The sequence below is a fragment of the Haloarcula salinisoli genome (assembly GCF_019599405.1).
Taxonomy (GTDB): domain Archaea; phylum Halobacteriota; class Halobacteria; order Halobacteriales; family Haloarculaceae; genus Haloarcula; species Haloarcula salinisoli.
On record NZ_RKLQ01000001.1, the window covers coordinates 802,167 to 826,852 of the forward strand.

Below are 24,686 nucleotides of genomic sequence, written 5' to 3' on the forward strand. Positions count from 1 at the left end.
GACCGACGAGTCGCGGGCGTCGTCGGTGCCGTTTGGGTCGGGACGCTCAGCCCCTGATGCCCTTCGTTATCATCTGGAGGTTGCTGCGGATGCCCCACTCGAACTGGGACTCAAGCAGCACTGCGACGCCGCCATAGATGACCGCGCCGGCGGGGACGAGGATCGCGAACTCGACCAGGTTGGACACGTCGAGCAGGGAGCGTGCGTACCACAGCGTCCCGAACATCGTGACCGACGCGACGAAGGGATAGACGTACTCCCTGTAGAGCGCTATCGACCGAAGTTCGGTCAGGTTAGCGGTGAGGTAGATATCGAGCGGGAGTATCGGGAAGATGTAGGTGGCCGTGATGACGAACGCGGTGCCCTCGATACCCCATCGGGCTGTGGCCGGCAGGATGAACAGGCTGAACATGAGTACGCGGAGCCCCGACGTCTTGAGAATCAGGTCGGGACGGTCGAGCGTCTTCCACACTTCGCCGTAGTTGCCGGTGATCGCGTGACAGAGGCCATACAGCGCGAGTAGCTGCATCGTCACGACCATCGGCGTCCACTGGGGGCCCAGCAGCAGCGGCACGAAGCTCGGGGCGACGAGTGCGATACCGAACGACATCGGGAAGGCGAGAAACGCCACGAACCTCGTCGACTGCAACAGGGCGTTCTGCAGCGCCGAGATATCCCCCTGGACGGCCGAGTAGGCGGGGAAGGTGACCTGTGAGACGATCTGGGACATCTCCGTCGCGGGCATATCGGCGAGCCGGTAGGCGTACTGGTAGAAGCCGAGCGCGGTGGCCGAGAGGAACCAGCCGACGAAGGCGTCGTCCCCCTCGCGAGCTATCCAGTACATTATCGAGGCGCCGGTCATCCACTTGCCGAAGCTGACGAGGTCTCTCGCCGCGTCGACGTCGAACGACGGCCACGGACGGTAGTCGTGGAGGACGTACGACAGCACCGTCTTGACCGTGGGCCGGCTGAGCGACGCTGCGACCAGTGCCCAGACGGTCGGCGAGTACCACGCGACGGTCACGCCCACGACGAACTGCGCGACTGCCCCGCCGGTGTTGTACAGGAAGTCCCGGTGGAACTCGAGGTCCTTCTCGAAGTAGACGATGGCCGGGTTCCTGAGCCCTCCAATCAGGGGGACGAACCCGATGGCTCGAATCAGATTCGTGGCCCTCGGTTCGCCGAAAAAGTCCGCGACGAGCGGGGCGGCCAGAAACAGCACGCCCAAAATCAACAGCCCGCGGGCGATCTCCAGCAGCCACGTCGTATTGAGATACCTGTCGATGTTGCTCTCCTTCTTCCGGATGAGTGCGGCGTTGATACCGATATCCGTGAACCGCTTGCAGACGGAGAGCAAGAGCAGTGCAATCCCCATGAGCCCGAACTGGGCGGGCGAGAGCACCCGGGCGAGCACTATCAGCATCAGCACCTGCAGGAGGCGCCCGGAGATGTTGGTCAGCGTCGCCCAGATGCCGCTCTTGACCGTCCGCTGGAGCACCGAGCCGGTCGGAAGGAACCGCTCGAACAGCTGTTTGAGCTTCTTTCGCATGGTTATTCTGTCGTGCCGACGTCGAGCCTGGCTTCGACCGTTCGACTGCCACAATTCATCGACTCGTCGTTGAACTAAACGTCACCTTGTTATGGTCGCAATAACCGGTTTCCCGATGGTGGCCGACGAAACCGGGGCTGTATACAGAGCGCCCGAGACGGCCGGTCTATGACTCTTCCTCGTCGGGCGCGTCGACCCGATAGACGTCGTACTCGCCGTTGTCGTAGACCTGCGTGACGGACTCGTCGCGGTCGAGCCGCTGGAAGTCCGCCTGCTCGTACTTCCAGTACTGCCGGTAGTCTGGGTAGAGATTCGGGTAGAAGATGCGGCCGGCCCGCGTGAGGACCATGTATCTATCGTCCTCGTACCCGGCCCCGAGCGTCTCCCGGTCGGTGTAGCCGAAGTGTGGCGGTATCTCGGCGGTGTCGCTGGTGACGACCTGTCGCGTGCCGTAACTCTCCCGGCCGTATATCGCGTCGCGATAGCGGTGGACGTCGGTGCCGAACTCGGAGAGCCGGACCTGGTTGTTGCGGTGTTCCAGATACCACTCCGACCCCTCAAGCTCCATCCGAGTGACCTGCTGGTTCTCGTCGACGCTGTAGGGCGAGGCGTAGAGCCCGAACGTGCTGAAGACGACCAGCAGCGTGACGATACCGTAGAGGCTGGCGTACATCGTCCGGCGGGACACGGCCGTGTTCGCCAGCGCGTAGAACAGCGACCCCGAGAGCAAGGCCGCGAAGAGTTCGGCGTACAGCAGCGGCCGGCCAAAGCCCACGACGAGGTCGACGAGGAAAAAGAGGGCCGACAGCCCGGTAAATACCGTGAACAGACCGACGAAGGACGCTCTGGAGACGTCCCAGCCCGAGCGCCGCCAGATAACCGCCCCGGCGAACAGGAGGGCAGCGAGCCCCCCGATGGTGAGGAGTATCGCCGACTGGCCGTATCTGACGAGCGCGATGCGGACGAGGTCTACCAGTGCAGGCGAATACTGCGACACCGTCGAACTGTACGTCGACGCCGGTGACCCGCCACCGCCCGGTGCGGCCAGGTTCTGGACGACGACACCGAACCGTTCGACGATCGTGGTGAAGTCGAGATACCAGACAGCGAAGACGGCGACGACGAGCTGGGAGAGCGGCTTCGCTCCGACCGAGCTACCGGCCGGCCCGTCGTCCGCGCCCAGGAGGTTGCGGTCAGACAGGAGCTGTGCCACCCCGTACACGCCGAAGATGAACAGGAGGAACAGCGCCGTAATCGGGTGGTAGATGACGATGCCAAACAGCGTCGTCGCCAGTGCGGCTCTGATATGCAGCGTCCGTGTCCGTCGCTCTTTGACGAAGAGATACAGTACGAACGGAACGAGGAGCGTGCTGAACACGTACGGAACCGACTGGACGGCGACGAGCACTGTCGCGAACGGGAGCGACAGCAAGGCACGGCGACGGTCGAACACCGTCGAGACCAGCGCCAGGAAGCTGACGATGCTAAAGAGCGAGCCGATGCCGGCGATACCCGTTATCATCGTCGACGGGTCGACACCGACGACGTAGGCAAGCGAAAGCACCAGCAGGTGGAAGTTCGGGTAGATGTTTCGCTGCCCGATAGCTCCCGTCTCCTGAATGTCTCTGATGTAGCCCACGTGGGAGAGGACGTCCGCCCTGCCGAAGACGGCGTAGCCCCGAAAGTACGGGAGGAAGACGAGCACGCCGACGACCGTGCCCACCAGGAGGAGCCCGTACATCCAGTCGGCCGTCTCCTCGGACGCACTGCGGACGATAACGACGTTGCCCAGAACCAGGGCGAGACACGCGATGGCCCAGAAGTACCAGGGATAGGCGTCGTAGATAGATATCTCGTAGGTCGTCGCGTCCGGCGTCAGGGACAGTATCACGGTCAGGACCAGAACAAGCCCGAACCCGACGGCCGCGAGCCACCGGGTTCCCGTTCGTTCGTTAGGTCGGCTCATCTACACACCGTCCTCCTGTGCGGGCACGTCGACCCAGATGTGCGTTTTCCTGTACGTGTCGTCCAGACCGGGGTTTTCGGAGACGCTCCCGGTGTAGAGCAGGAACGTGAGCCGGACCCGGTCGCCGCTGGCCCACGCCGGTGGCGAGAACTGCTGTTCGGTGCGACTGGATTCGCCGGGCCCGAGCGTGGTCCGGTATCGGTCGACCTCCGTCCGGGACGTGACGATGCGCTCGCCGTCGACGGACCTGAACTGCTGGAACTCGACGACGACTGTGTAGTTCAACGTGCGCCCCTCCTCGTTCCCGAGGCCGACGTGGACTGTCGCGGTCTCGTTGGGGCTGACCTCTGTCGGGTAGTCGTCGGCGACGAGGGCACCGGTTTCGTTCTCGGCGAGCAGCGAGAACTCGGTGAAGGTCTCGCTGTCGCCGGGCTGGACGAGCGCACTGCCCGCGACGCCGACCGACAGGACGAGCAACACGCCGATGACGACGTTGACCCGTCTCGCTGCGACAGCACGGAGCGGCCGACCGACCGGGAGGACGAACCGCTGCGTGGGTGGGAGGCGGAGCCGCCGAACGACGGCGACGGCGCTGGCGGCGAGTGTCACCGAGAGGAGTGCCAGCCGGATGGGGGTCGGATTGATTCCCCACGCCGTGAAGTTCAGGAAGAGGACGACCAGCGGGACGACGACGACGCTGAGGCCGACCGAGAGGGTCAGCCGCTCTAGGGCAGACAGAGAGGGCTGGCTGGACTGCCCGCTGGCGCTCCCGGGGAACATCGCCACAGTCAGGGCGTACCCGGGCAGGAAGACGACGAACGGGACCCCGAGCGCGACGCGCAGCGGCGTCACCAGGGCGCCGGTGTACTGCCAGAGCAGTGCCGTTGTGAGTGCGATGCCGACGACGACCGCGATATCGAGCAGCGTCAGCAGCGCTGTGTGGATACCACGCCCACCGTTTCGAACACGTACCATTGGCTCACTCCAGCGCGGATTGGTACATAATAAAAAGCTCCCTACTAGCCACCAGCTATCCAGATATCATCTGGTAACCAAACGGTGGCACCGGGTCATACTGCCAACTGTAACAAACGCAAATAATTCGCCACCTCGGGGTGGCGAATATTTTTACGAACGTACAGCCGGCAGTATCACTCCGTCGCGGGGAGCGACCGATATCGGTCGTCTATCGAGACGCCGGTGACGGTCTCGCCGTCGTGTTCGACGGCGACGGACCGACGCGGCCGCCTGGACAGCAGCCACCCGAACTGGACCGACCGCCCTTCTGCCGTCATCGATAGCTTCGGCCTGGTCTCGGCCCGTCGAAACTCGGGGAAGTACTGGCTCGTCGCCACCGTCGCGCTGTCGGCACCCAACGGGACCAGCGAGGCGAGCGGGTCGTCGGTGTTCCCGTCGGCAGCGGCCAGTTCGAACCGGGGCTGTGTGCTGTCAGTTTCGGTCGCGACGTCGATACCCGGCTGGACGTGGAGGCGGCTCGTCACCGGCGCGCTCTCGGACGCGTCGACCGTGTCCCAGACGAGCCACCAGTCCTCGTCGTGGTAGATACGCCGACGGTGGCTGTACTGGGTCTGTAGCCGCCCGCGCCGGCTGTAACGCCCGTCGAAGAACTGGACACCGTCGCCCTCGGCCTCGCGAACGGTCGGGTCGAGCCGGCGACCGAGCAGGTAGCTGCCGCTGATGGGTATCGGTTCGATATCACCGTACTGGACCGTGTTGTGAGCGGCGACGCTGCGGGAGTACTGCCGTTTGTCCGTCGGCGCGTACTCGTAGGTGCCGGTGTCGGTCAGGAGCCGCTGGCCGTCGGCCCAGAACGTGATGGCGAACTGGTCGTTGTGGCTGTGTCCGGGGAGGTGTGCCGGGCCGCTCTGGCCGCCGTCGACGAGCATACGGTCCTCACCCTCGCCCAGCCAGTAGTAGCCTGACGCGTCGAGCGACGCCGCCCCCACCGACCCAGACTGGATGCCGACGGCGTCGGCGTATCTCAGACACGCGTCGACCGGCAGGGCCTCACCGAACACCGCGTCGTTCACGAGCGGGAGCCGACCGTCGGGCGGTCTGAGCTGTCGGAGAAACTCGGTTCCCGACGTCGCGACGTCCAGGAGCTCGCTCGGCACGTCCCGGCCCTCCCGTCGCAGTGTATCGACGGCCGTGAGATAGCGCGAAAGCGCTATCACGTGGTACATCGGACTCCGCTCGAAGTGGCCGCCGTCGGCGAGGAACTGGTCGCTCGCGTCGACGAGTATCTCGATACCGGTCTCGGTCCACTGGGTGCCTTCCTCCTCGAACAGCGAGCCCGCAAGCAGGAGGGCGAGACCGTTCTCTATGAGGTGGTTCCCACCGACGTCGTACTCGACGTGATTGGCGAGGAACGCAGCGTTCCGGTAGAGGATGCGAGCTGCGAGTGTCTCCACGCCGGTGTCGTTGCGAACCCACGCACAGAACCGGGCGAGATGCACGATGCGGAGGGAGACCGCGTACGGCGTCCAGCCCCGCCGGAGGTAGCCGTCCGTGCCGATACGCGTCTCGTCGGCGCCGTACCAGTCCTCGAGCCAGTCGCTGAACGCCTCCACCGTCGCAGGACAGGCCTGTGGCTCGTCGTGGCCGAGATACGCCCACGAGAGAAATTCGAAGCCGTGGAACTGCAGCGCCCAGAGCTCCGGCGGCTCCAGGACCGCCGAACTGAACCAGTCGACGCCGTCTGACTCGCCGATATCGACCGTGCGGTTGAGAAAGGTCACCGAACCGCGCCCCGCCTCGCTCGCCCGCTCGCGGTAGCGTCGCCGGTCGTCGCCGCCGAGACAGCGACGGAGTGTCGTCGTATTGCCCCGGACGGTCTCCGGCGCGAAGGCGAGGCCGCTCGGCACTTTTCGGTCGTACCACTGGTCGGTATCGACCGGGAGCGACGGCACGACGAGCTGGCGCAGCGTCCGGTCCGCGATGCCGAGCAGCTGCTCGGACTCCATGTTTCTGACCGTGTTGTACAGGACCGGCATCGTCTCCGTATCCGTCAGCTGGGCCAGTCGAGAGTCGACGTCACTCATCGCTCATCGGGCTCCCGACCCTGCTGGGCCCTGGGTCGGGCCTGGCTGTGGGTCCGTCGGAGTCTCCGAGCGGGGCAGTTCGACAGCGAGCACGCGCGTTCGAAAGCGGGGTGTCATCTACTGCGACGGCGGACACCGAGGCAGTTTGTTAGTTCGCTCCTGAAATATCGCGTGGCACCCGATGACGCCGAGACAGACCAGAGCCTGGCTACCCGACGGTGTGGTTACACTGTCACTAACTGAGTACCAGGCTGACGAGGTAGCCATACGATGGACATCAAAGTGAAAACAATCGAGTTGGTCTCTCATGGGTGTGCGTAGTATCGCGGTCGAACTGTGGAAGCGGTGTGTCTCACTCGCCGGAACGTCGAATACGCACCGCGAGACAGGCGTGACGGCCTCGAACTCGACTGGACCGTTCCAGGCCGAGCGGCCCAGCGGGAGTGAGGACGACGGCCGCAAGCTCACCCTGCTCGTCTACGGTCAGAGCCTCTGGATGGCGGTCACCCTGACGCTCCTGTTCGTGTTGGGTCTGTGGTCGCTCCGACTCTACTTCGTCGTCTCGTTCATCGGCCTGTTGATAAATCGGCTCCTCTTCGCGCCGACACGGCGGAGCCAGCGGTGGTGGCGCGTCGTGAGCGCTCTCACGTGGCTCTGCTTCCTCGGACTCTCGTATCTGATTTCTCTGCGCATGCAGGCTGCAGTGGCGTGACACGCCGTGGTCGCCGCGGGTTTTGGGAGGTTGAACCCGGAGTAGCTGTGACATAATTAACTGCCGGCTCGGCCTGTGAGAAGCTATGTGGGTCCCAGAAAACCATGACTGAGCCGCGTTCCGAACCGCTCGTCACCGCGGTCATCACGACGTACGACAGACCGGCTCGCCTCGAAGCAGCCGTCGAAAGCGTGCTCGAGCAGACCTACGACAGTATCGAACTCGTCGTCGTCGACGACCACTCGGAGACGCCGGCCGAGGCGGTGCTTTCCGACGTCGACCTCGGGGTTCTTTCCGGGGCCACTATCGTCCGCCACGAGACAAATCGTGGTGCCAACGCGGCACGAAACACCGGCATCGACGCCGCGTCGGGCGAGTACGTCGCCTTTCTCGACGACGACGACCAGTGGCACCCGGCGAAACTGGCACGCCAGGTCCGGGCCATCGAGCGCCACGGGGACGCCGGCGTCGTCTACACCGGCATCGAACGGGTCGGTCCCGACGAAACCCGCGCCGAGATTCCGCCGGCCGTCGACGGGGACATGACGAAGGCGCTGCTCTGTGAGAACGTCGTCGGGTCGATGTCCGTCACGATGGTCCGGACGGAGCTTGCCCAGTCAGTGTCGCTGGACGAGCGGTTCCCCTGCTGGGCCGACCTGGAGTGGTATATCAAGCTCTCGCGGGAGACGGCGTTCGTTCGGGTTCCGGAACCGCTGGTCGTCTACGACTGTGACTCGGTGGAGCGGCTGAGCCGCGACTTCGAGAAGACCCACGCGGGCTACGAGCTGTTCGTCGAGGAGTTCGAGCCGCTGGCGGCCGAGTACGGACCGCTCTTCCGACGGAAGATGCGCGGCTGGGCCGCCTTCCGTGCCGGCAAGAGCGCGTTCCACGACGGCCGCTACGACCGGGCCCGCGAGCTGCTCGTCACCGCGGTCCGCTCGTACCCGCTCGAACCGGCCTTCGGGACGTATCTGCTCGCCTCCCTCGGTGACCGGCACAGTCACCGGCTGGCGAGCGCGGTCGCCAGCATCGCCACCTGAACGAGCGCCCGTCGTCCGGCCGCCTTCGACCAGTCGGCACGTGTTAGACGGCGTGTTACTATTTTCCGTTCCCGTCTCCGCGACAACTATGCACGCCAGTGTCCAGTCGCGACAGCCAGCCACCGGCGCCCGTCCGCAGCGCGACGGCGCCACTGGAGCGATGCCATGAGTGACCACGCCGGCGGTACCACGTCGCGGGAGTCCACAGCGGGGACCCACGATGCCAGTGACACAGCGGTCGATGGACAGTCGTTGCCGCGGGTCGCGTTTTTTACCCCGGCGCCCTCCTTCGGCGGCGCACAGCGGGTGACAGTGACAATCGCGAACAGCCTCGCACAGCGGGGCCACGACGTCGACCTCGTCGCCGGGCGGCTGGAGGGGGAGTTCGCCGATGTCATCAGCGACGCGGTGAACACCGTGGAGCTGGACGTGCCGGAGGTCCCGGGCGTAGGTATCCTGGCCGGGATTCCGAAACTCGTCTCCTATCTCGACGCCCGACAGCCGGCGGTGCTGTTCGCGAGCCGGACGCACACGAACCTCGCCGCGGTGGCCACGGGCGCGCTCGCCGACGTCGACGTCCACGTCGCGATAACGGAGCACAGCCCCTTCGACTACCAGGCCACGGCCAAGGACAGCGCCACGGCCGCAATTGCCTCCCATTTCTACACCTACGCGGACGACGTCATCACGGTCTCGGAGGGCGTCGCCGAGACCGTCGTCGAAAATACCCGCGTCTCGACGGACCGGACGACCGTCCTCAACAACCCCATCGACATCGCGGCCATTCGGTCCGGAGCCGAGGAACCGGTCGACCACGAGTGGCTCGACGACCCCGACCTGGAACCGATTGTCAGCGTCGGCCGACTGGAACCAGTCAAGGGGTTCTCGACTCTGCTTGAAGCCTTCGCCGAGCTCCACGTGTCGCGCCCGGAGACGCGACTGATACTCGTCGGCAAGGGGCCGGACCGCGAGCGACTGACGTCGCTGGCCCGGGAGCTGGGCGTCGCCGACAGCGTCTCGCTCCCGGGCTACACCGACAACCCCTACGCCTACATGGGCCGTGCCTCGGTGTACGTCCTGTCCTCGGCGGTCGAGGGGCTCCCGACGGTACTCATCGAAGCGCTCGCCTGTGGCTGTACTATCGTCTCGACGGACTGCCAGTACGGGCCACGCGAGATTCTCGAAGACGGTCGGTACGGCCGGCTCACCCCGGTCGGCGACGCCGAGGCGCTGGCCGAAACTATCGGCGACGCGCTCGAGGACCCCACGCCACCCGAACGGAGCCGCGAGCGCGCCCAGCATTTCTCGATGGCGGCCGGCGCCGACCGGTACGAGTCCTACATCGCGTCTGTGACGGACGACTGACCGGCCCGTCCCAGGGCGTCCGACTGCGGTTTCGACTTCGGTCCGCGACGCGAGCGCCGACCGCCCGCGGGTCGACCGAGTATCGAGTGGCCAGTCGGTGACTCTCGACACTGTTCCGGGAAACGATGCGTTACTAGTGATAACTAAAAAATAACAACACTAACAGAAGCGGTACCGACAGTCGATGCAAGTTGCTGCTATTGGGGCACACCCCGATGATATCGAAATCGGTGCGGGTGCGTCGATTGCCGTCCACCGCAACCGCGGTGACGCCGTTCGATTTATAATCCTCACGAACGGTGGGAAGGTCGCAGCGCAGTCCCAGCGGCGGGCCGAAGCGGAGCGAGCGGCCGAGATTCTGAACGTCGACGACGTCCACTTCCTCGACTACGCGGACACAGAGGTCCCGTACAACCAGGAGACGGTCGACGAGCTGGAGGCGAAGCTGACGGCGGTCGACCCCGACCGGGTGTACATCCACGCCGAGGAGGACACCCACCAGGACCACCGACGGGCCGCGAAGGCCTCGATCACCGCCTCGCGAAACGTCAACCAGGTCCTCGCCTTCGAGGCCCCCTCGACGCGCTCCTCGTTTGCGCCCCAGTACTACAACTCGGTCCCCGAGGGCGTCATCGAGGGGAAGATAGAGGCCATTCGCTCACACGAGTCCCAACAGGAGAAGAAGTACCTCGAAGCGGAAGCGATGAAGGGGCTCGCGCGGTTCCGCGGTCGACAGGCCAACTCCACGTACGCGGAGGCATTCCAGGTCATCCGCATCAACAACATGTACAAGTCCAACTTCTACGGCTCGCGCTGAGACGGCGTTGGGAGCGATGTCTCGGGGCCCGCTGAGACGGCGTGGGGAGCGACCCACCGGGCCGGGCCACCCGCTGGCGGCGTGCCGGGCTACAATCGACAACTGTCCGGCTGCACCGCCCCGGCATCGAGGCGCTCGACCGCGTCACGGGCAGCGGCCAGGGAGTCGACCGCGACGTCCGGGACCGCGTCGCCACTGGCCGTCGCGGTCGCGTAGTGGCCGCGTCTGAGCCTGATAGTCGTCATGCCCAGGCGATTGGGCTGTGGGAAATCGAGCGGCGGCCGGTCCCCGACGACGACGACGGACCCGTGTGCCACACCGAACCGGTCGGCCAGCTCGACGAACGGGTCGGGGTCGCGTTTCGAGTCCTCGCGGTCCGCCGTCACGATGAGTTCGTCGACGTAGTCGTCGAGAGCCAGCCGAGAGAGCTTTCCGCGGCCGTTAGCCCCGCCGGTGATGACGCCGATGTCGTAGGTGTCGCCCAGCGAGTCCAGTGTCCCCGCGGCGTCCGGATACGGGACCAGCGGCCCCTCGGTGTCGTGATACGCGTTGACGAGTGCCGGGACGTGGTCGTCTGCGAGCCCTGCCGACGACAGCACGACGTCGAAGGTCGCTTTCCGGTGGCCGTCACTGAAGTACGCCTCGATGAGCTCCTCGGTGAGGTCGACGCCGGTCCGACGCAGGAGCTCCCTGGCAGCGTTCTCCAGTCCCGCTCTGGCGTACTGCCGGTCGTCGAACAGCGTCCCGTCCAGGTCGAAACACACTGCTCGGACCACGGTGATACGTATCCCAACTGACCAGAGGGTGAACAAAAAGTATGTACCTGCTAGCCGGCCGTCTGCAGGTGAAGTACGTGTATAGCTAAACGGCAGTATCGCCGAGGGCCTCCATGGCGACCGTTCTCGTCACCGGCGTCGGTGGTGCAAGTGGTATCGGTGCGGTCAGGGCGCTCCAGGAGACGACGACACACGACGTCGTCGGCGTGGACATGGATCCCGAGGCCGCGGGACTGTATCTCGCCGACGTCGGACGTTCGATTCCGCCCGCGAGCGACGACGACTGGGCCGTCGTGATCCGGGACGTAATCGAACAGTACGGCGTCGACGTCGTCGTTCCCACCGTCGACGAGGAGTTACCCCTGCTCGACGGGCTGCCGGACGACGTCCCCGTTGTCGCCCCCCGGGACGACGTTATCGAGGTCACGCTCGACAAGTACGCCACCTACCAGCGCCTCGACGAGGCGGGCCACACCGTCCCGCGGACCTGGCTCGCCAGCGAGGCCGACGCGATTCCCGAGTCGGCGTACCCGCTCATCCGGAAGCCCCGACGGGGCCGCGGGAGCCGGGGCATCGAACGCGTGGAGACGCCAGCGGCACTGTCGCAGTCACTATCGGGGACAGACCGGCCGGCCGACGAGGTGCTCCTCCAGGCGTTCGTCGGGGGCACCGAGTTCACCACGAGTGCCGTCGTGGCGACTGACGACCGGTTGCTGGCTGTCGTCCCGAAGGAGGCCATCGAGAAAGACGGGTCGACGGTCAAAGGCGTGACGCGGGACCACGACGCCGTCACGGAGTCCTGTCGGGCTATCGCCGAGACGCTCGCACCCGGTGGCCCGATGAACGTCCAGCAGATAGTCGACGACGAGGGCCGGCCACACACCATCGAAATCAACCCACGGTTCTCCTCGACGGCATGTCTGACCGTCAGGGCCGGCGTCAACGAACTGGACATGCTCGTCCGGGACGCCCTCGGGGAGTCCGTCACCCCGTCGACGGAGTTCGACGCCGGCGTCTACCTCCTGCGATACGACAATCACGTCTTCGTCGACAGGGACCAGGTCCACTCGCGGGTCGGCCAATCGTAGCGCGGCGGGACAGGACAGCGACCGAACGCGGGGCAGGAGGGCACTACCCGGGGCCGGCCCAGGTGGCCGTCGTCCGTTCTCGCCTCGGCGACCAAAATTAACGCTGCCCGGCAGTTGTGCCGGTCGTAGCCAGTGGATAATTATATCGGATTGCGGGCTGGTTCAAGACGATGGTAACACGACGGCAGCTCCTGGCCACGGCCTCCGGTATCGGGTCGGTCGGGTTTCTCGGGTATCTGCTCTCCCGGAATAGTGACGACTCCGACAGAGCGGTGCCCAACGAGAGCACCCCACGCGAAACTGTGGCTCAGCCGACTGCGGAGGAGGAGGTAGAGGAGACCGAGGAGGACCCCGACATCTCCCAGCGCGAAGACGTCGTCGATATCCGCGAGTTCGGTGCCGTCGGCGACGGGACGACCGACGATTCCGAGGCGATACTGCGTGCAATCCGTGCCGCAGAGCCCGGAGAGACTGTCTTCGTCCCCCAGACGGACGACTCGTATCTCCTCTCGTTCGACGGGTCGGGCGACGAAGTGGCGCTCAATCTGGGTCCGGAGACGGGGCTGGACGGAATCACTATCACGGGCGAGCGGCCCGCCGAAGGCGCACAGACGCTCCGGGTCGAGCCGGGCTCGTACGACGCCTCGACGTTCAACTGGATGCTCAAACTGCGCGGTGACCAGGTCATCGAAGGGCTCACGTTCCGCAATCTCACCTTCGACGGGAGCCGGCCACCGGGAGACGGCCCGGCAGGGGCAGACGGCGAGGAGTCACTGCTGGGTGTCCTCCTGCGCCGAGGGAGTGCCAACGGCGGCCACGACATCACCTTCCAGGACTGTGTCGTTCGGAACTGTTCGGCGACTGCGTTCCGATTCGAGGAATCCGGGGTCGTCTGCGAGCGCGTCACCGCACGCGGCGTCGGACGCCACGGGTTCAACCCGGTCGCGGGGGACACGACAGTCGACCCTGGATTTCTGGGCACGTCGATAAAGGCGGTCGACTGTGGCGGCACCGGTATCGACCACCGTCGCGGGACGGCACGCCTGGAGGACGTCTACACGGAGAACAACCGGTCGGGAAACAAGTGGAAACACCACGTCGAACGGCTCGAGGTGCGCAACCACCGCTCGGTACACGACCGGAACCGGGGCTGGCGGTCCAACCACTCCTACGAGGAGGGCGACGAGGTGCCGGAGACCCAGCATATCGTCATGGACCGCGTCTTCGTCGAGGAACCACAGATAAGCGGTATCAGAGTCTCGGGCGACGATACGAACATACGCTGTGATTTCAACGATATCGAGGTCCGCCAGACCGCTGTCAGCGAATCCCTGGGCGGCATCGTCTTCTCCCGGGACGTCGAGACGCCGTCCCGGACGTCGAACCGCCTGATTGTCGTCAGAACTGACAACGGACCCGGCGTGTTCGTCGGGGACGACGCGGTTCTCAACGTCGGCACCTTTCAGCACTACGCGAACGAGGGCGGCCCGTTCAAAGCCGCACGGGGGAACCTCCACTACGAGGAGAAGGCCAACGTCGACCCCGGGCGGAATGTTTTCGGCACGCCGGGACGGGACACGGTGGGCGCGTTCACCGAGTAGACGACGGCCGGCTCCCGCTCCAGCTGAGACGGACTGGTGTCTATTGTACCGTATTGGGCGACCGAACGCCGTTCGAGCGGCGGCTCCCCCAGCGGTTTCAGCCTGTTTCTGGTTGGTTCTATGGCACCACCAGCGAAATTACAGAGTCTATACTTACTGTGCAAGGTGTTGACCTCCGTGCCATGTACCAGGCAGTGGTCAGTGCGATGAACCATCCCGACCCGTACAACCCGTACATGGGGCTGTTCAACGCTCGTTCGTTCGCCTCTCTCGGTGCGCAGGGCGTGGACTTAGACGTCGTCTCCCCGCGACCACGGGCCCCACCCGTCGGTCCGTACTCTGAGTACGGACGGATTCCCGCGGAGCACGACTACGGGCCCTACGACGTGTCGTATCCGCGTTTCGCGTACCTGTTGCCACAGAAGCTTTTCAAATACACGCTCTCCTCGCGGTCGATACAGAAGATGCTGCCCGCGTATCTCGAGGCGAACGTCGCCACGCCGGACATCTGTCACGCCGGGCACATCCACTACGACGGCTACGGTCTCCTGCCCTACTGCAGAGAAAACGACATTCCGCTCACGGTCATGGGTCGCGGGAAGATACTGAACAACTACCACGACCTGGCCACCGTCAGCCAGCGGAAGATACGGGCGACCTTAGAGTACGCCGACGGCATTCTCTGTGTGAGCGACTCGCTGGCCCAGATTGCACAGGATATCGTGGACGAACCGAAGGCGACGGTGTTGCCAAACGGGGCGGACCCGTCCCGGTATCCCACCGAGAACGAATCCCAGATACGGTCCGAGATGGGACTGGACCCCGAGACGACCGTCGTGCTGTTCTGTGGCGGGTACACGGAACGGAAGGGGATTCACGAGATACGCGAGGCCATCGACGATATCGACCACGACGACGTCCACATGGTCTTTGCCGGCCACTACGGCGACCTGCGGGCCGACCTCATCGACTCGTTGCAGGCAAGTCCCGTCGACTCCTACCAGGTCCTCTGGGAGGTGCCGCCCCTGGCGCTCCGGCGATGGTTCGCCGTCGCGGACATCTTCATGCTGCCGAGCCACGCCGAGGGCAGGCCAAACACCGTGTACGAATCGATGGCCAGCGAGACCGCCGTCGTCGCCTCCGAGGTCTCTGGCATCCCCGAGCAGGTCGTAGACGGGGAGAGCGGCCGCCTGATACCGCCCAGAGACCCCGGCGCGCTCGCGGCCGCGCTCGACAGACTGATCGAAGACGAGACCACCCGGAACCGGTTCGCCGAGAACGGGCTGGCGCGGCTCCGCTCGAAGGGCTGGACCTGGGAGGCACACGGCGAGCGACTCGCCGATATCCACGAGTCGATTCTGGACGGGGACTGGGACCCCTCGCGTCGAACCACCCCTGCCACCCACACCGACCCGCTGGTCAAACCCACGTAGCTGGGCGTCGACCGACAGTGGTCGACGGCTCGTCGGTCTCGGGGGTCACTCCGTCTCTATCGTCCCGTTCAGCGTACTGATTACCGCGTTGCGGCTGTAGGACGTGGACTCGTCCTGTTGCAGGTCCGGCATCGGTGCGGGCTCGCCGCCGATGCCGACGCCGACGAACCCCCAGTCGTCGGCGACCTCGCTGTAGGACCCGACGCCGACCCAGCCCGAAGCGATGCTCGTGTCCTGGACCGTCGCGTCCCACGAGTCGGGTTCGCTCGCGTCGACGGGCCAGACCCGGGCCCGTAGACTGTCGCCAGATGCCTGGAAGCGGGCAAAAAGCCACTCCTGGTCGGACGGTGTCCCCCACTCCGTCAGAATCTCGGAGTCGCCGTCGACGTACCGCCAGATGCTGAAGGTCCCGGCGGCTGCGTTGAAGAAGTACGCAGTCTCCGAATCGCCGGTCCCGGACCCGCGCAGCATCAACCGACCGCCGTCGGAGATAGACTGTGCGAGGTCGCTGAGACGGAACAGACCCAGCAGCTCCGCGTCGCTGGCAGTGCCGACCGGGTCGTAGGATAGCGCGTGCCGGTCGTTCGCAGTCGAATCGAACCGCAAGACGCTCTCGCCCGCGGGGGAGCTCTCCGCCACTACGGACCAGTCGTCGCTGCTCGAAGCGAACTCCGGCGACCAGTCGGTCGGCGTGGCGCCGACCTCGTCGCTCGTGAAGTTCGTCCGGTAGGTGGCTGGCTCGTCGGTCGGTGCCGGTGCGGGCTCCTCTTCTTCCACAGTTCCCGAGCTACTGGTGAACGCACCGACGTCGTTGGCGCCGGGGACGTTCAGTTCGCCCGACTCCTCGTCGTACTGGCTGCCGATGGAGAGGCTGCCGGAGTTGTCGTCGAGGGCGCCGTCGGGGTTGTTGTAGTGGTAGTAGTCCGCGATAGCGCTCGACTCGGGGGAGTCGTTTCGGATGCCCGGTCCGTAGTCGGAGTTTTGCACCCGGACGATATCGGCGTCGACCGACGCCGAATCGGTGATGTAAATCGGCGCCCGGTTGTCCGGGCCGTAGCCCGTGCTATCGGTGAGTATCTCGGTGATGGTGTAGTTCGCGGCGTTGGAGAGGCGAAAGCCGTGGAGCTCCGCGTCGATTACCTGGACGGTGTCGAGTGTGACGTCCGTGTTCGTGCCGTCGGGCATCGTCTCACGGAAGCCGCTGTTGCCCCGGGCGTTCCGGAGGTTCGCGTTCCGAAGCGTCACGCTGTCGGCCGGGCCGCCGGACGCGCCCATCTTCGTCCCGCTCCGATTGCTGTCACAGTAGACGTCCTCCGCGATGTGGGTCCCGTTGTGGAAGTCGATTCCAACCCCGTCGTTGTCCACCGATTTTATCGACTGGGCGTCGGTGTCGAGCGCCTCGCCGGCACCGGTAAAGTCGAACCCGTGGAGTCCGTTGTTCCGAGAGGTGATTCGCCGGAGCGTCACCGAGCCGGAACCGCGGTTGGCGAATCCGGTCCCGGCACAGTTCTCCAGCACCAGGTCTTCCACCCGGATGTCGTGGCCGCCGCCGCCGGGATAGAGATTGAACCCCATCGTCGACTCGTCGCCGTTGACGTCGCGGCTCCCGTCGATTGTGAGCTTCCGGATACTGATGCCCGAGAGCGCGCCCCTGTCGGCTTCGGCGCCGATGACCCACTGGTTGTTCCGGTCGGTCACGTCGCCCATCTTGAGGCTCGACCCCGGCCCCTCACCGGTGATGGTCACGTCGTCGGCGACACCAGTGAAGTCGACAGCAGCGCGGTTGTCCGTGCTGACGAGGTAGTCGTCGGCCGTGGCCGGAATCAGGACGGTATCGCCCGTCCCCGCGTCGGCGATGGCGTCGTTTATCGCGGCCGTGTCGTCGCTGTTCCCGTCGCCTACTGCACCGTAGTCCTGAACGTTGAGTGTCGCCATTGCTTAGCTCCTGATGTTGGCCCACACCTTCGGAATCCCCGCGATAGCGGAGCCCGACTGGTTGGTGACTGTGACAGTTACCGGCCCGGTCTCCCCGACCCACGGCGCGGTGTCGGCCACGGCGGCTCGCTCGAAGGTGTTCCCCTCGATTTCGACGAGGAGTTCCTCGCCCTCGTAGACGCGCAGCGCCACGTCGGCGACGGTCTCGCCGCTCGGCGTCCCCTTTATCGGAAAGGCAAGTCGCGTCACTTCGAGTGACTCCCCATCGCCAAACAGGAAGTCGTTGACTGGCTCGTCGACCAGCCCGTCTGCGTAGCTGACGTAGTGACCGATATCGCCGCCGACGGCCCGCGTGGCGTAACCGACGAGCCGCCAGGCGGAGCCGTCGCCGCTGTATATCGCACCCGAGTCGGTCGCGAAGAACTTCGCACCGGCGACCGGCTCGTACTGGTCGATGTTGGCTTCCTCGTCCCGTCGTTCGACGTCGCGGTCGAGCTGTTCGAAGTTCTCGTTCAGCGGGACGTGCCAGTCGAGCGTGCCCTCGTTCGGCGTGTTGTATCTGTCTGTCATGCGTATCTCCTAGGCATCGATACCGCCGTAGCCGTACTCGCCGTAGCCCTGCTCGCCGTAATCGTCTTCGAGGGGTGTCGCGGTCTCGGTCGGTGTCGCCGTTTCCGTCACGACCGGCGTCGCAGTCTCGGTTGGCGTCGCAGTTTCCGTCGGCGTCGCAGTCTCGGTTGGCGTCGCAGTCTCGGTTGGCGTCGCAGTCTCGGTCGGTGTCGGCGTGGCCGAAGTCCCGTCGCCGACAGTCATCGTGTAGCCGCCGTCGCTATCCTGCGTGTCGACGACCTGGATGTAGTACGTCCCACTGGTCTCTGCCGTCTGGGCAACGGTGACAGGCTCGTCCGTCGAGACGTATCTGAGATTGGTGAAGGTCCCGCCGGGGCCGTACAGTATCACGGCGGTGACGCCGGTCGCTGCCGCCCGCGAGAACTCGACGACCATGTCCTCGCCCGCGGACAGCTCGACCACGTACCAGTCGCTGTCGCTTGCGGTGAGCGTGGCGGTGACCGTCGTTCCCAGACTGACCCCGTCGGCGGTCCCCTCGCGGTCGTTCGGTTCCGACTCGGAGACGCTGAGTGAGGACGGCTGCTGTATCACCTGTGACCCACCGTAGCCATAGGCCGACACTGGGCGGACGCTCTCCCCGCCGTCGAGGTCCGCACAGCCCGCCAGTGCCGCGGTCGTGAGGCCGGCCGCCGCCAGATACGACCGGCGGTCCAGTAGTAACCCGTCCTGTTCCGAGTCCGAACTGCTTTCACCGGTTATGATTCGATTACCCCGTTCAAGCAACCCGGTAAGACTCGTCTTCTTTCGTTCGCTGTTATCGTCCATTCGCAAACCCACGGTTAGTACACTCTTAATTAATAATTATTACCAGATACCAGCCCTATACCGGCTTTTCACTGCCAGTAATCTATGAGTCAACACTGAATACTCGTATATTACGTACAGTTAGTTACCAATAGGGCGGATTTCGTTGACAGGTACGGACCATCCCAGCTACGGCGCAGCTGTGGGCGAGTGGTTACCAGATACCATCATGGACGGCCGCCACTGGGTAAGGTAGTGTTACTCCGGGTCGTCATACTGGTGGCTGTAAGTTCGTAAAGATATTCGCCACCCGGGGTGGCGAATTACTTTAGTTTGTTACAGCCACCAGTATCAGTCGGCTGGCTGCGGACTGAGCTCGCCCGCCTCGACCATGCTCTCGAGCGGGTTGTCGTCGATGTCGAGCGGCAGGTCGATGCGGGCGCGACGTCGTGCTGACTCCCAGCTCGCGAAGATTAGCTCGGTCGACCGCAACGCTGCCCGGCCGCCGATTTCCGGCGGCCGCCCCGCGTCCAGTGCCCCTACGACCTCGGCGATGGCACGCTCGGTGTAGGTCGCACTGGGACCGCTGTCGGTGGCGACGAACGGGAGCGCGTCGACCAGGCGATTCCGCACCCGTCCGAGTCGGCTCGGCGCCGTGCCGTGGATGCCTTCGCGATTCGTGTCGACCCCCGTCCACCCGTTACCCTGGCGGAGCCGGAGCGGCGGGCCTCCGGTCGCACCGATTTCGAGACAGCCTTCGCTCCCGCGCAGGCGGAGATAGCAGTCGACGAAGTCACTCCCCGCACCGGTCATCGCCAGCCCGCGGGTCCCGTCCGCGTAGGCCCACGTCGTCAGCCCGTGGTTCTCGTTGTGCGCGCCGAACCAGACGTTCTCCTCGCGGTAATCCACCTGGCCCATCACCCAGTCGACGGGCTCGCCGTCGGTCATGTACGAACAGATATCGAAGACGTGCGTCCCGGTGTCGTAGAGGTGCTCCTCGCTGAACTCCAGGCGTTCGAGCTCGCCGATAGCGCCGTCCTCTAGCAGCCGCTTGGCCTCGCGGACGGGGCCGCCAAAGCGCTTCTGATGGTTGAAACTCAGCTGAACGCCCTCGGCCTCGCAGGCCTCGACCATCGCCCGGCAGTCGCCCCAGGTCTTGGCCATGGGCTTCTCACAGTGGATGGCGTCGGGCACGCCGGTCTCGGCGCAGTCGATGACGATGTCGGCGTGCAGCCCCGGCGGCACGCAGACGCTGACGATGTCGGGCTGTGTCTCGGCGAGCATCCGCTCGTACTGTTTGTAGACGTGTTCGATGTGGTACTCGACGGCGAAGCGCTCCGCGTTCTCGCGGACGATGTCCGCACACGCCGTCAGCTGGCAGTTATCGAGCGCTTCGTAGCCCGCCGCGTGCCGGTAGGCCATCGCGAACCCGTCCTGGTCCGGGTCGTCCGGATCCGCCCCTGTGCCGATAAATCCAATGTTGTATCCCATCTTCCGGTAAAGACACTCGACTTTTGTGCATTAGTATACACTTACTACGGACACGACGCGTTCCACTTCATGTCTAGATGGTGTCCAGTCGTCTACAGGGGACTGCCGTCCGGACAGGCGGTCCCTCGTCTGTCGACACCGCAGTTTCGAACTGTTCCCTGAGTGGGGCCTCCCACTCCTTCCGTCTGGAATCCAGTTCGTATCCGGGAACAGACTGTGTCGTCGGCAGCTGGATTTAACGGCTTATAACTAATGGAACGAACTGGAATTTTCCCGACAGGCTCGGCCCCAATGACTGTTCGATATTCTCATCGCGGCACACACCAGCGACGTCAGCAGCTCCCCAGACCCAGACCAGCAGGCTATCGGGGTGGCACACGATGACTGAGTCCACGGCGTCGGGCCCCGACAGCTCGCGGACGGTCAGTCGCCGAACGGTCCTGGGCTCACTCGCCGCCGGTGCCGGCGTGGCGACACTCGGGACGATAGCGGGCGCGGTCGAGGACTACTGGACAGTGGTCGCGCTCCCGGACACGCAGTACAGTGCGAGAGACGAGCGGTACGCGCGACCCCAGACCAAGTGGATAGGGACCGAGGAACACGTCGCGTTCGTCTCTCACGTGGGCGACGTTGTCCAGAACCCCGACCGACCGGTCGAGTGGGAGTACATGGACCGTGCCATCTCGAATCTCGACGGGAAGGTCCCCTACGCCATGATACCCGGGGACCAGGACTATATGACGCCGGACGACCGCAGCTCCTCGATACGGCGGTACAGGCGGCTCTTCGGGCCGGAGCGATATCGGTCCAGGGACTGGTACGGTGGTTCGGGACCCTCGAACGGCGAGGGGGACCTGAGCTCCTACCAGCTGTTCTCCGCCGGCGGATACGACTTCCTCCACCTGGCCCTGGAGTGGCCGGCCCCGGGGAACGTCACGGACCCGTCGACGCCGCTGGGCTGGGCACAGACGGTCCTCGACGAGTACCCCGACCGGCCGGCAATTCTCACGACCCACTCGTATCTCGACGTGCGGGCGGCGGGACGGTCGACCGACGTCGAGGAAGTCAACGGCAACGGGAACAGCGGCGAGGCCATCTGGCAATCGCTCGTCAGCCCAAACGCACAGATATTCATGGTCCTCTGTGGCCACTCCTGGCGCGACGACGGTGAGTACCACCAGGTGTCACAGAACGATGCCTGTGGCTCGGTGTACGAGCTGCTCGCGAACTATCAGGGCGGGGAGAAACGGGGGCAGGGGTTCCTCCGTCGCATCGAGTTCCGGCCCGGAGCGGGGGACAGTGCGCCCGACCGCATCCAGGTCAGAACCTACTCGCCAGTGCTGGACGAGTACCGGACCGACGACAACAGCGAGTTCGCCTTCGACGTGGACTTCGACACGCGGTTCGGGACGTCGACGTTCGATACTGACTGTTCCGGCGACGCCGACGCCGACGGCGATATCGACGGGCAGGACAGCGAGGTCGTCCAGCGGCGGCTCGCGAACGAGGACGTGGACGTCGACACCGACGCGGCCGATATCGACGACGACGGTGACGTCGACATCGGCGACGCCGTTCGCATCCGGAACAAGGGGCGGGGATACTGATGGGGGACCACTGGGGCGTGTGGTTCCTCGCCGCCCTCCTCGTCGTCCCCATCGCTGTGACGCCGGTCGCGGCGACGCAAGCAGCGACCGACGGCGGTCCCTCGACTCAGACCACGAACGATAGCGCGACCGCGGCCCAGACCGACAACGCCACCACGACAGTGACGACCGACCCCGGCGGGACCGTCTCCGTGCAGCGCTGGGAGACAGTCACTGTGACCGTGCGGGCGAAGGCGACGAACGTGACTGGCTATCAGTCGGCGGTGTCGTACGACCCGAGCGTCCTGCAGGTGCAGACGCTCTCGGGCACCGAGGACTTCGCCGACCCGGTCGCGACTGTCGACAACGCGAACGGGTCGGTCGTGTTCAACCAGATTCGCTCGGGTGAGACCACGGACCCGGCGCTCGTCGAACTCTCGGTTCAGGTGATCGGCACCGACGGGCAACGGGGCGACCTGTCGGTCCGCACCCAGGAGACGCGGTTCAGCAACGCCACGGGGGCGACGTTCGACCCGGACAGTTCGAACGGTGTGACCATCGCTGTCCAGCCGGGAGAGAACGGGACGGATGGGGCAGAGAGCCCCGGCCAGTCCGGGCTGGGGCTCGGTGGCCCCGCGGTTCTCCTGGGAGCGCTGGCCGCCGTCGGCTGGCTGATGTTGCGCAGCCGACGGCAGCCGTAACCGCCTCGGAGTTCCCTGGCAGTAGACGGTGAGTAACCAAACAGAAACGCACGCGTCTGGTATCCATGCCAGACATATCGGTAATCGTTCCGACGCTCGACGCCGACCGGACCTTCGGGTGGGAGTCGAAGCTCCGGGCCTCGCCCGTCGAGGCCGAGCTGCTCGTCAGAGACGAGGCTAGTGCCTCGGCGGCCCGCAACGCCGGGATTCGGGCGGCCAGCGCGGACAAACTCGTCTTTCTCGACGACGACTCCGACCCCCGCGGCGACTACTTCCAGCGCGTCTCCGCGCTCCTCGACGAGCATCCCGCGGTGACCGGCCGGATTCGCGACACGGGGTCGCGGTTCATCCGGCCGGTATCCTCGAGCGACTACGACCAGGGCGAGTCGGGCCACGTCACGGAGACGGTCGTCGGCTGTAACATGGCGATGCGCCGCGAGGTCCTGGAAGATATCGGCGGGTTCGACGAGCGACTCCCGTACGGCCACGAGGAGACGGAGCTCATCGACCGTCTCTGTGACGCCTACGACGTCTGGTACTGTCCCGACCTGGTTGTCGACCATCCCTTCGCCGACTCGCTGGGTGGCTATCTGGAGAAGCAGTACCGACACGGGCGGGAGGCCGTCCCCTACTACGCGATTCGAGGCGAGAACTTGCCCCGACGAATGGCCCGCTTCGCACTCGTCCCGAGCCACTACACCGGCCCCACAGCCACGGCGACGGCACTCCAGACGCTCGGGCAGCTCGTGGCCGTCGCCGGGATGGCACGCGGACTCCTGTGGTATCTGGCCGCGGACGGCGGGGACGGCCCGCTCGACCAGCCCACGGACGAGCGAATCTGAACACGGCCGCGGATTCTATCTAATATCAGAGTAATAATAATTTTCGCCCCAGCCACACCAGAACTGCAACCCACCGTGTAGCGGATGCTGGGAGTTCATTACCGGAAGCGACCACGGCGCTCGCAGTTTGCAGGTCGCTAATTCGGTTAGTCGGCACCGTCGGTGTGCCGGATATTCCACACGTGAGGGCAGCCAGTTCGCAGGAAGCCCGTAACAATGTCTTACTGAGGTGTCAGTTCGCTTACGGCCGTGCCGTCGGTCGCTACGAAACTTCCATGAGTACGACAAGCTCCAATTCGACCGAACGCCGGCTCACGAGTGACGTGGTCATCGGTATCCCCGCGTACAACGAGGCCGACACCGTCGGCGACGTCGTCCGTGCAGCGTCTGCCCCTGACGTGGACGTGGTGGTGGTCGACGACGGGAGTGACGACAGCACAGCGGCGGTAGCATCCGACGCCGGCGCCACGGTACTCCAGCACGGTGACAATCGCGGCTACGGCGCTGCGCTCGGCACGCTGTTTTCGGCCGCCCACGACAGCGGTGTGGACCACCTCGTCGTCGTCGACGCCGACGGACAGCACGACCCCACAGAGGCCCTCTCGCTCGTCGAGGCCCAGCGGTCCACCGGCGGCGACATCGTCATCGGGAGCCGGTTCGTCGAGGGGTCACAGACGGATATGCCGCTGTACCGACGCGCCGGTCTCGGTGTCATCAACGGGCTCACCGGCGCCGCGTTGGCGCTTGGCTACTCGGCCAACGCCGTCGCCGACACCCAGAGTGGCTTCCGGGCGTACAACGCCGAGGCCATCGAATTGCTCGCCTGCCGGGCCGACCTGAGCGACGGGATGGACGCCAGCCTCGATATCCTGTTTCACGCCGCGGACGAGGAGTTCACCTTCACCGAGACGCCCGTCGACGTGACCTACGACGTCGCAGAGGCCAACACGCACAACCCCGTCGTCCACGGAGCAGTCCTCGTCTCCAACATCTTCGGTCGCGCCCTCTCGGACCGACCGGGCCGGGTGCTCGGCGTTCCCGGTTCAATCTGTCTCGTCCTGGGCGGCCTGCTCACGAGCGTCTCGCTCACCGGGCTCACGCTGGCCGTCATCCCGGTGCTGGTCGCAGTGTTAGTCCTGACTGGCAGCGGACTGCTCGGGGCCGCCCTGGCCATCGGTCGGTTGAGGCCGTCCCGTGAGTGATACGGCCCGACGCTGTGGGCCTACCCCACGGTGACGCCACTGGTATGTACCTGATACGTTGTTTACACCCGCTGGCGTGCAATTTCTCAGAAGTGGCTTTGAAACCCACCTATACTGTCAGTGAAAGATAGAAGACAGCGTATACT

Annotated in this window: 20 protein-coding genes; 11 read left to right on the forward strand and 9 right to left on the reverse strand. The window is 65.2% G+C overall.

Features of this window, described 5'->3' with window-relative positions; translation table 11 throughout:
* Nucleotides 1–46: 46 nt before the first annotated feature.
* From EGD98_RS04250 to EGD98_RS04265, 4 genes are all read right to left on the reverse strand, one after another.
* Nucleotides 47–1,549, reverse strand: coding sequence for a lipopolysaccharide biosynthesis protein (locus EGD98_RS04250; RefSeq protein ID WP_220587108.1), 1,503 nt, complete (start codon nt 1,547–1,549; stop codon nt 47–49).
* Between the two features lie 166 nt (nt 1,550–1,715).
* Entirely contained in the window at nt 1,716–3,515 is a 1,800-nt protein-coding gene (locus EGD98_RS04255) for a hypothetical protein (RefSeq protein ID WP_220587109.1), read from the reverse strand.
* The gene (locus tag EGD98_RS04260; RefSeq protein WP_220587110.1) at nt 3,516–4,490 is read right to left on the reverse strand and encodes a DUF1616 domain-containing protein; all 975 of its coding nucleotides are present in this window, start codon (nt 4,488–4,490) and stop codon (nt 3,516–3,518) included.
* Between the two features lie 176 nt (nt 4,491–4,666).
* Complete coding sequence (locus EGD98_RS04265) at nt 4,667–6,577, reverse strand: alginate lyase family protein (RefSeq protein ID WP_220587111.1); 1,911 nt, start codon at nt 6,575–6,577, stop codon at nt 4,667–4,669.
* A 307-nt stretch (nt 6,578–6,884) separates the two neighbouring features.
* On the opposite strand from EGD98_RS04265, the gene EGD98_RS04270 reads away from it, so the two are divergent.
* The 4 genes from EGD98_RS04270 (at nt 6,885) to EGD98_RS04285 (ending at nt 10,511) form a co-directional block, all read left to right on the forward strand.
* On the forward strand, nt 6,885–7,289 hold the full coding sequence (locus EGD98_RS04270) for a DUF8044 family membrane protein (RefSeq protein ID WP_220587112.1): 405 nt from the start codon (nt 6,885–6,887) through the stop codon (nt 7,287–7,289).
* 104 nt (nt 7,290–7,393) lie between these two features.
* Nucleotides 7,394–8,329, forward strand: a complete 936-nt coding sequence (locus tag EGD98_RS04275) for a glycosyltransferase family 2 protein (protein ID WP_220587113.1) — start codon at nt 7,394–7,396, stop codon at nt 8,327–8,329.
* 165 nt (nt 8,330–8,494) lie between these two features.
* The gene (locus EGD98_RS04280; RefSeq protein WP_220587114.1) at nt 8,495–9,694 is read left to right on the forward strand and encodes a glycosyltransferase; all 1,200 of its coding nucleotides are present in this window, start codon (nt 8,495–8,497) and stop codon (nt 9,692–9,694) included.
* A gap of 184 nt (nt 9,695–9,878) precedes the next feature.
* Entirely contained in the window at nt 9,879–10,511 is a 633-nt protein-coding gene (locus tag EGD98_RS04285) for a PIG-L deacetylase family protein (protein WP_220587115.1), read from the forward strand.
* Between the two features lie 89 nt (nt 10,512–10,600).
* Here the strand turns inward: EGD98_RS04285 and EGD98_RS04290 are convergent, their stop codons facing one another.
* Complete coding sequence (locus EGD98_RS04290) at nt 10,601–11,275, reverse strand: HAD family hydrolase (RefSeq protein WP_220587116.1); 675 nt, start codon at nt 11,273–11,275, stop codon at nt 10,601–10,603.
* A 125-nt stretch (nt 11,276–11,400) separates the two neighbouring features.
* On the opposite strand from EGD98_RS04290, the gene EGD98_RS04295 reads away from it, so the two are divergent.
* The 3 genes from EGD98_RS04295 (at nt 11,401) to EGD98_RS04305 (ending at nt 15,409) form a co-directional block, all read left to right on the forward strand.
* Nucleotides 11,401–12,375 carry an ATP-grasp domain-containing protein gene (locus EGD98_RS04295; RefSeq protein WP_220587117.1) on the forward strand — a complete coding sequence of 325 codons (975 nt, stop codon included), beginning with the start codon at nt 11,401–11,403 and terminating at the stop codon, nt 12,373–12,375.
* Between the two features lie 170 nt (nt 12,376–12,545).
* Complete coding sequence (locus EGD98_RS04300; RefSeq protein WP_220587118.1) at nt 12,546–13,976, forward strand: glycoside hydrolase family 55 protein; 1,431 nt, start codon at nt 12,546–12,548, stop codon at nt 13,974–13,976.
* Nucleotides 13,977–14,158: 182 nt separating this feature from the next.
* Nucleotides 14,159–15,409 carry a glycosyltransferase family 4 protein gene (locus tag EGD98_RS04305; RefSeq protein WP_220587119.1) on the forward strand — a complete coding sequence of 417 codons (1,251 nt, stop codon included), beginning with the start codon at nt 14,159–14,161 and terminating at the stop codon, nt 15,407–15,409.
* A 45-nt stretch (nt 15,410–15,454) separates the two neighbouring features.
* Here the strand turns inward: EGD98_RS04305 and EGD98_RS04310 are convergent, their stop codons facing one another.
* The 4 genes from EGD98_RS04310 to EGD98_RS04325 all read right to left on the reverse strand — a co-directional run bounded on the left by EGD98_RS04310 (nt 15,455) and on the right by EGD98_RS04325 (nt 20,209).
* A complete protein-coding gene (locus EGD98_RS04310) occupies nt 15,455–17,344 on the reverse strand; it encodes a glycosyl hydrolase family 28-related protein (protein WP_220587120.1) in 1,890 nt (629 codons plus the stop codon).
* A gap of 3 nt (nt 17,345–17,347) precedes the next feature.
* On the reverse strand, nt 17,348–17,914 hold the full coding sequence (locus EGD98_RS20735) for a hypothetical protein (RefSeq protein WP_236039223.1): 567 nt from the start codon (nt 17,912–17,914) through the stop codon (nt 17,348–17,350).
* Between the two features lie 9 nt (nt 17,915–17,923).
* On the reverse strand, nt 17,924–18,739 hold the full coding sequence (locus EGD98_RS04320; protein WP_220587121.1) for a hypothetical protein: 816 nt from the start codon (nt 18,737–18,739) through the stop codon (nt 17,924–17,926).
* 330 nt (nt 18,740–19,069) lie between these two features.
* Nucleotides 19,070–20,209: a Gfo/Idh/MocA family protein gene (locus tag EGD98_RS04325; RefSeq protein ID WP_220587122.1), complete on the reverse strand. Its 1,140-nt coding sequence runs from the start codon at nt 20,207–20,209 to the stop codon at nt 19,070–19,072.
* A gap of 380 nt (nt 20,210–20,589) precedes the next feature.
* On the opposite strand from EGD98_RS04325, the gene EGD98_RS04330 reads away from it, so the two are divergent.
* From EGD98_RS04330 to EGD98_RS04345, 4 genes are all read left to right on the forward strand, one after another.
* Nucleotides 20,590–21,816, forward strand: a complete 1,227-nt coding sequence (locus tag EGD98_RS04330; protein WP_220587123.1) for a metallophosphoesterase family protein — start codon at nt 20,590–20,592, stop codon at nt 21,814–21,816.
* Entirely contained in the window at nt 21,816–22,496 is a 681-nt protein-coding gene (locus EGD98_RS04335; protein ID WP_220587124.1) for a cohesin domain-containing protein, read from the forward strand. The genes EGD98_RS04330 and EGD98_RS04335 overlap by 1 nt, the downstream gene beginning before the upstream one ends.
* A gap of 65 nt (nt 22,497–22,561) precedes the next feature.
* Nucleotides 22,562–23,338: a glycosyltransferase family 2 protein gene (locus tag EGD98_RS04340; protein ID WP_220587125.1), complete on the forward strand. Its 777-nt coding sequence runs from the start codon at nt 22,562–22,564 to the stop codon at nt 23,336–23,338.
* Between the two features lie 275 nt (nt 23,339–23,613).
* Complete coding sequence (locus EGD98_RS04345) at nt 23,614–24,540, forward strand: glycosyltransferase family 2 protein (protein ID WP_220587126.1); 927 nt, start codon at nt 23,614–23,616, stop codon at nt 24,538–24,540.
* Nucleotides 24,541–24,686 lie beyond the last annotated feature (146 nt).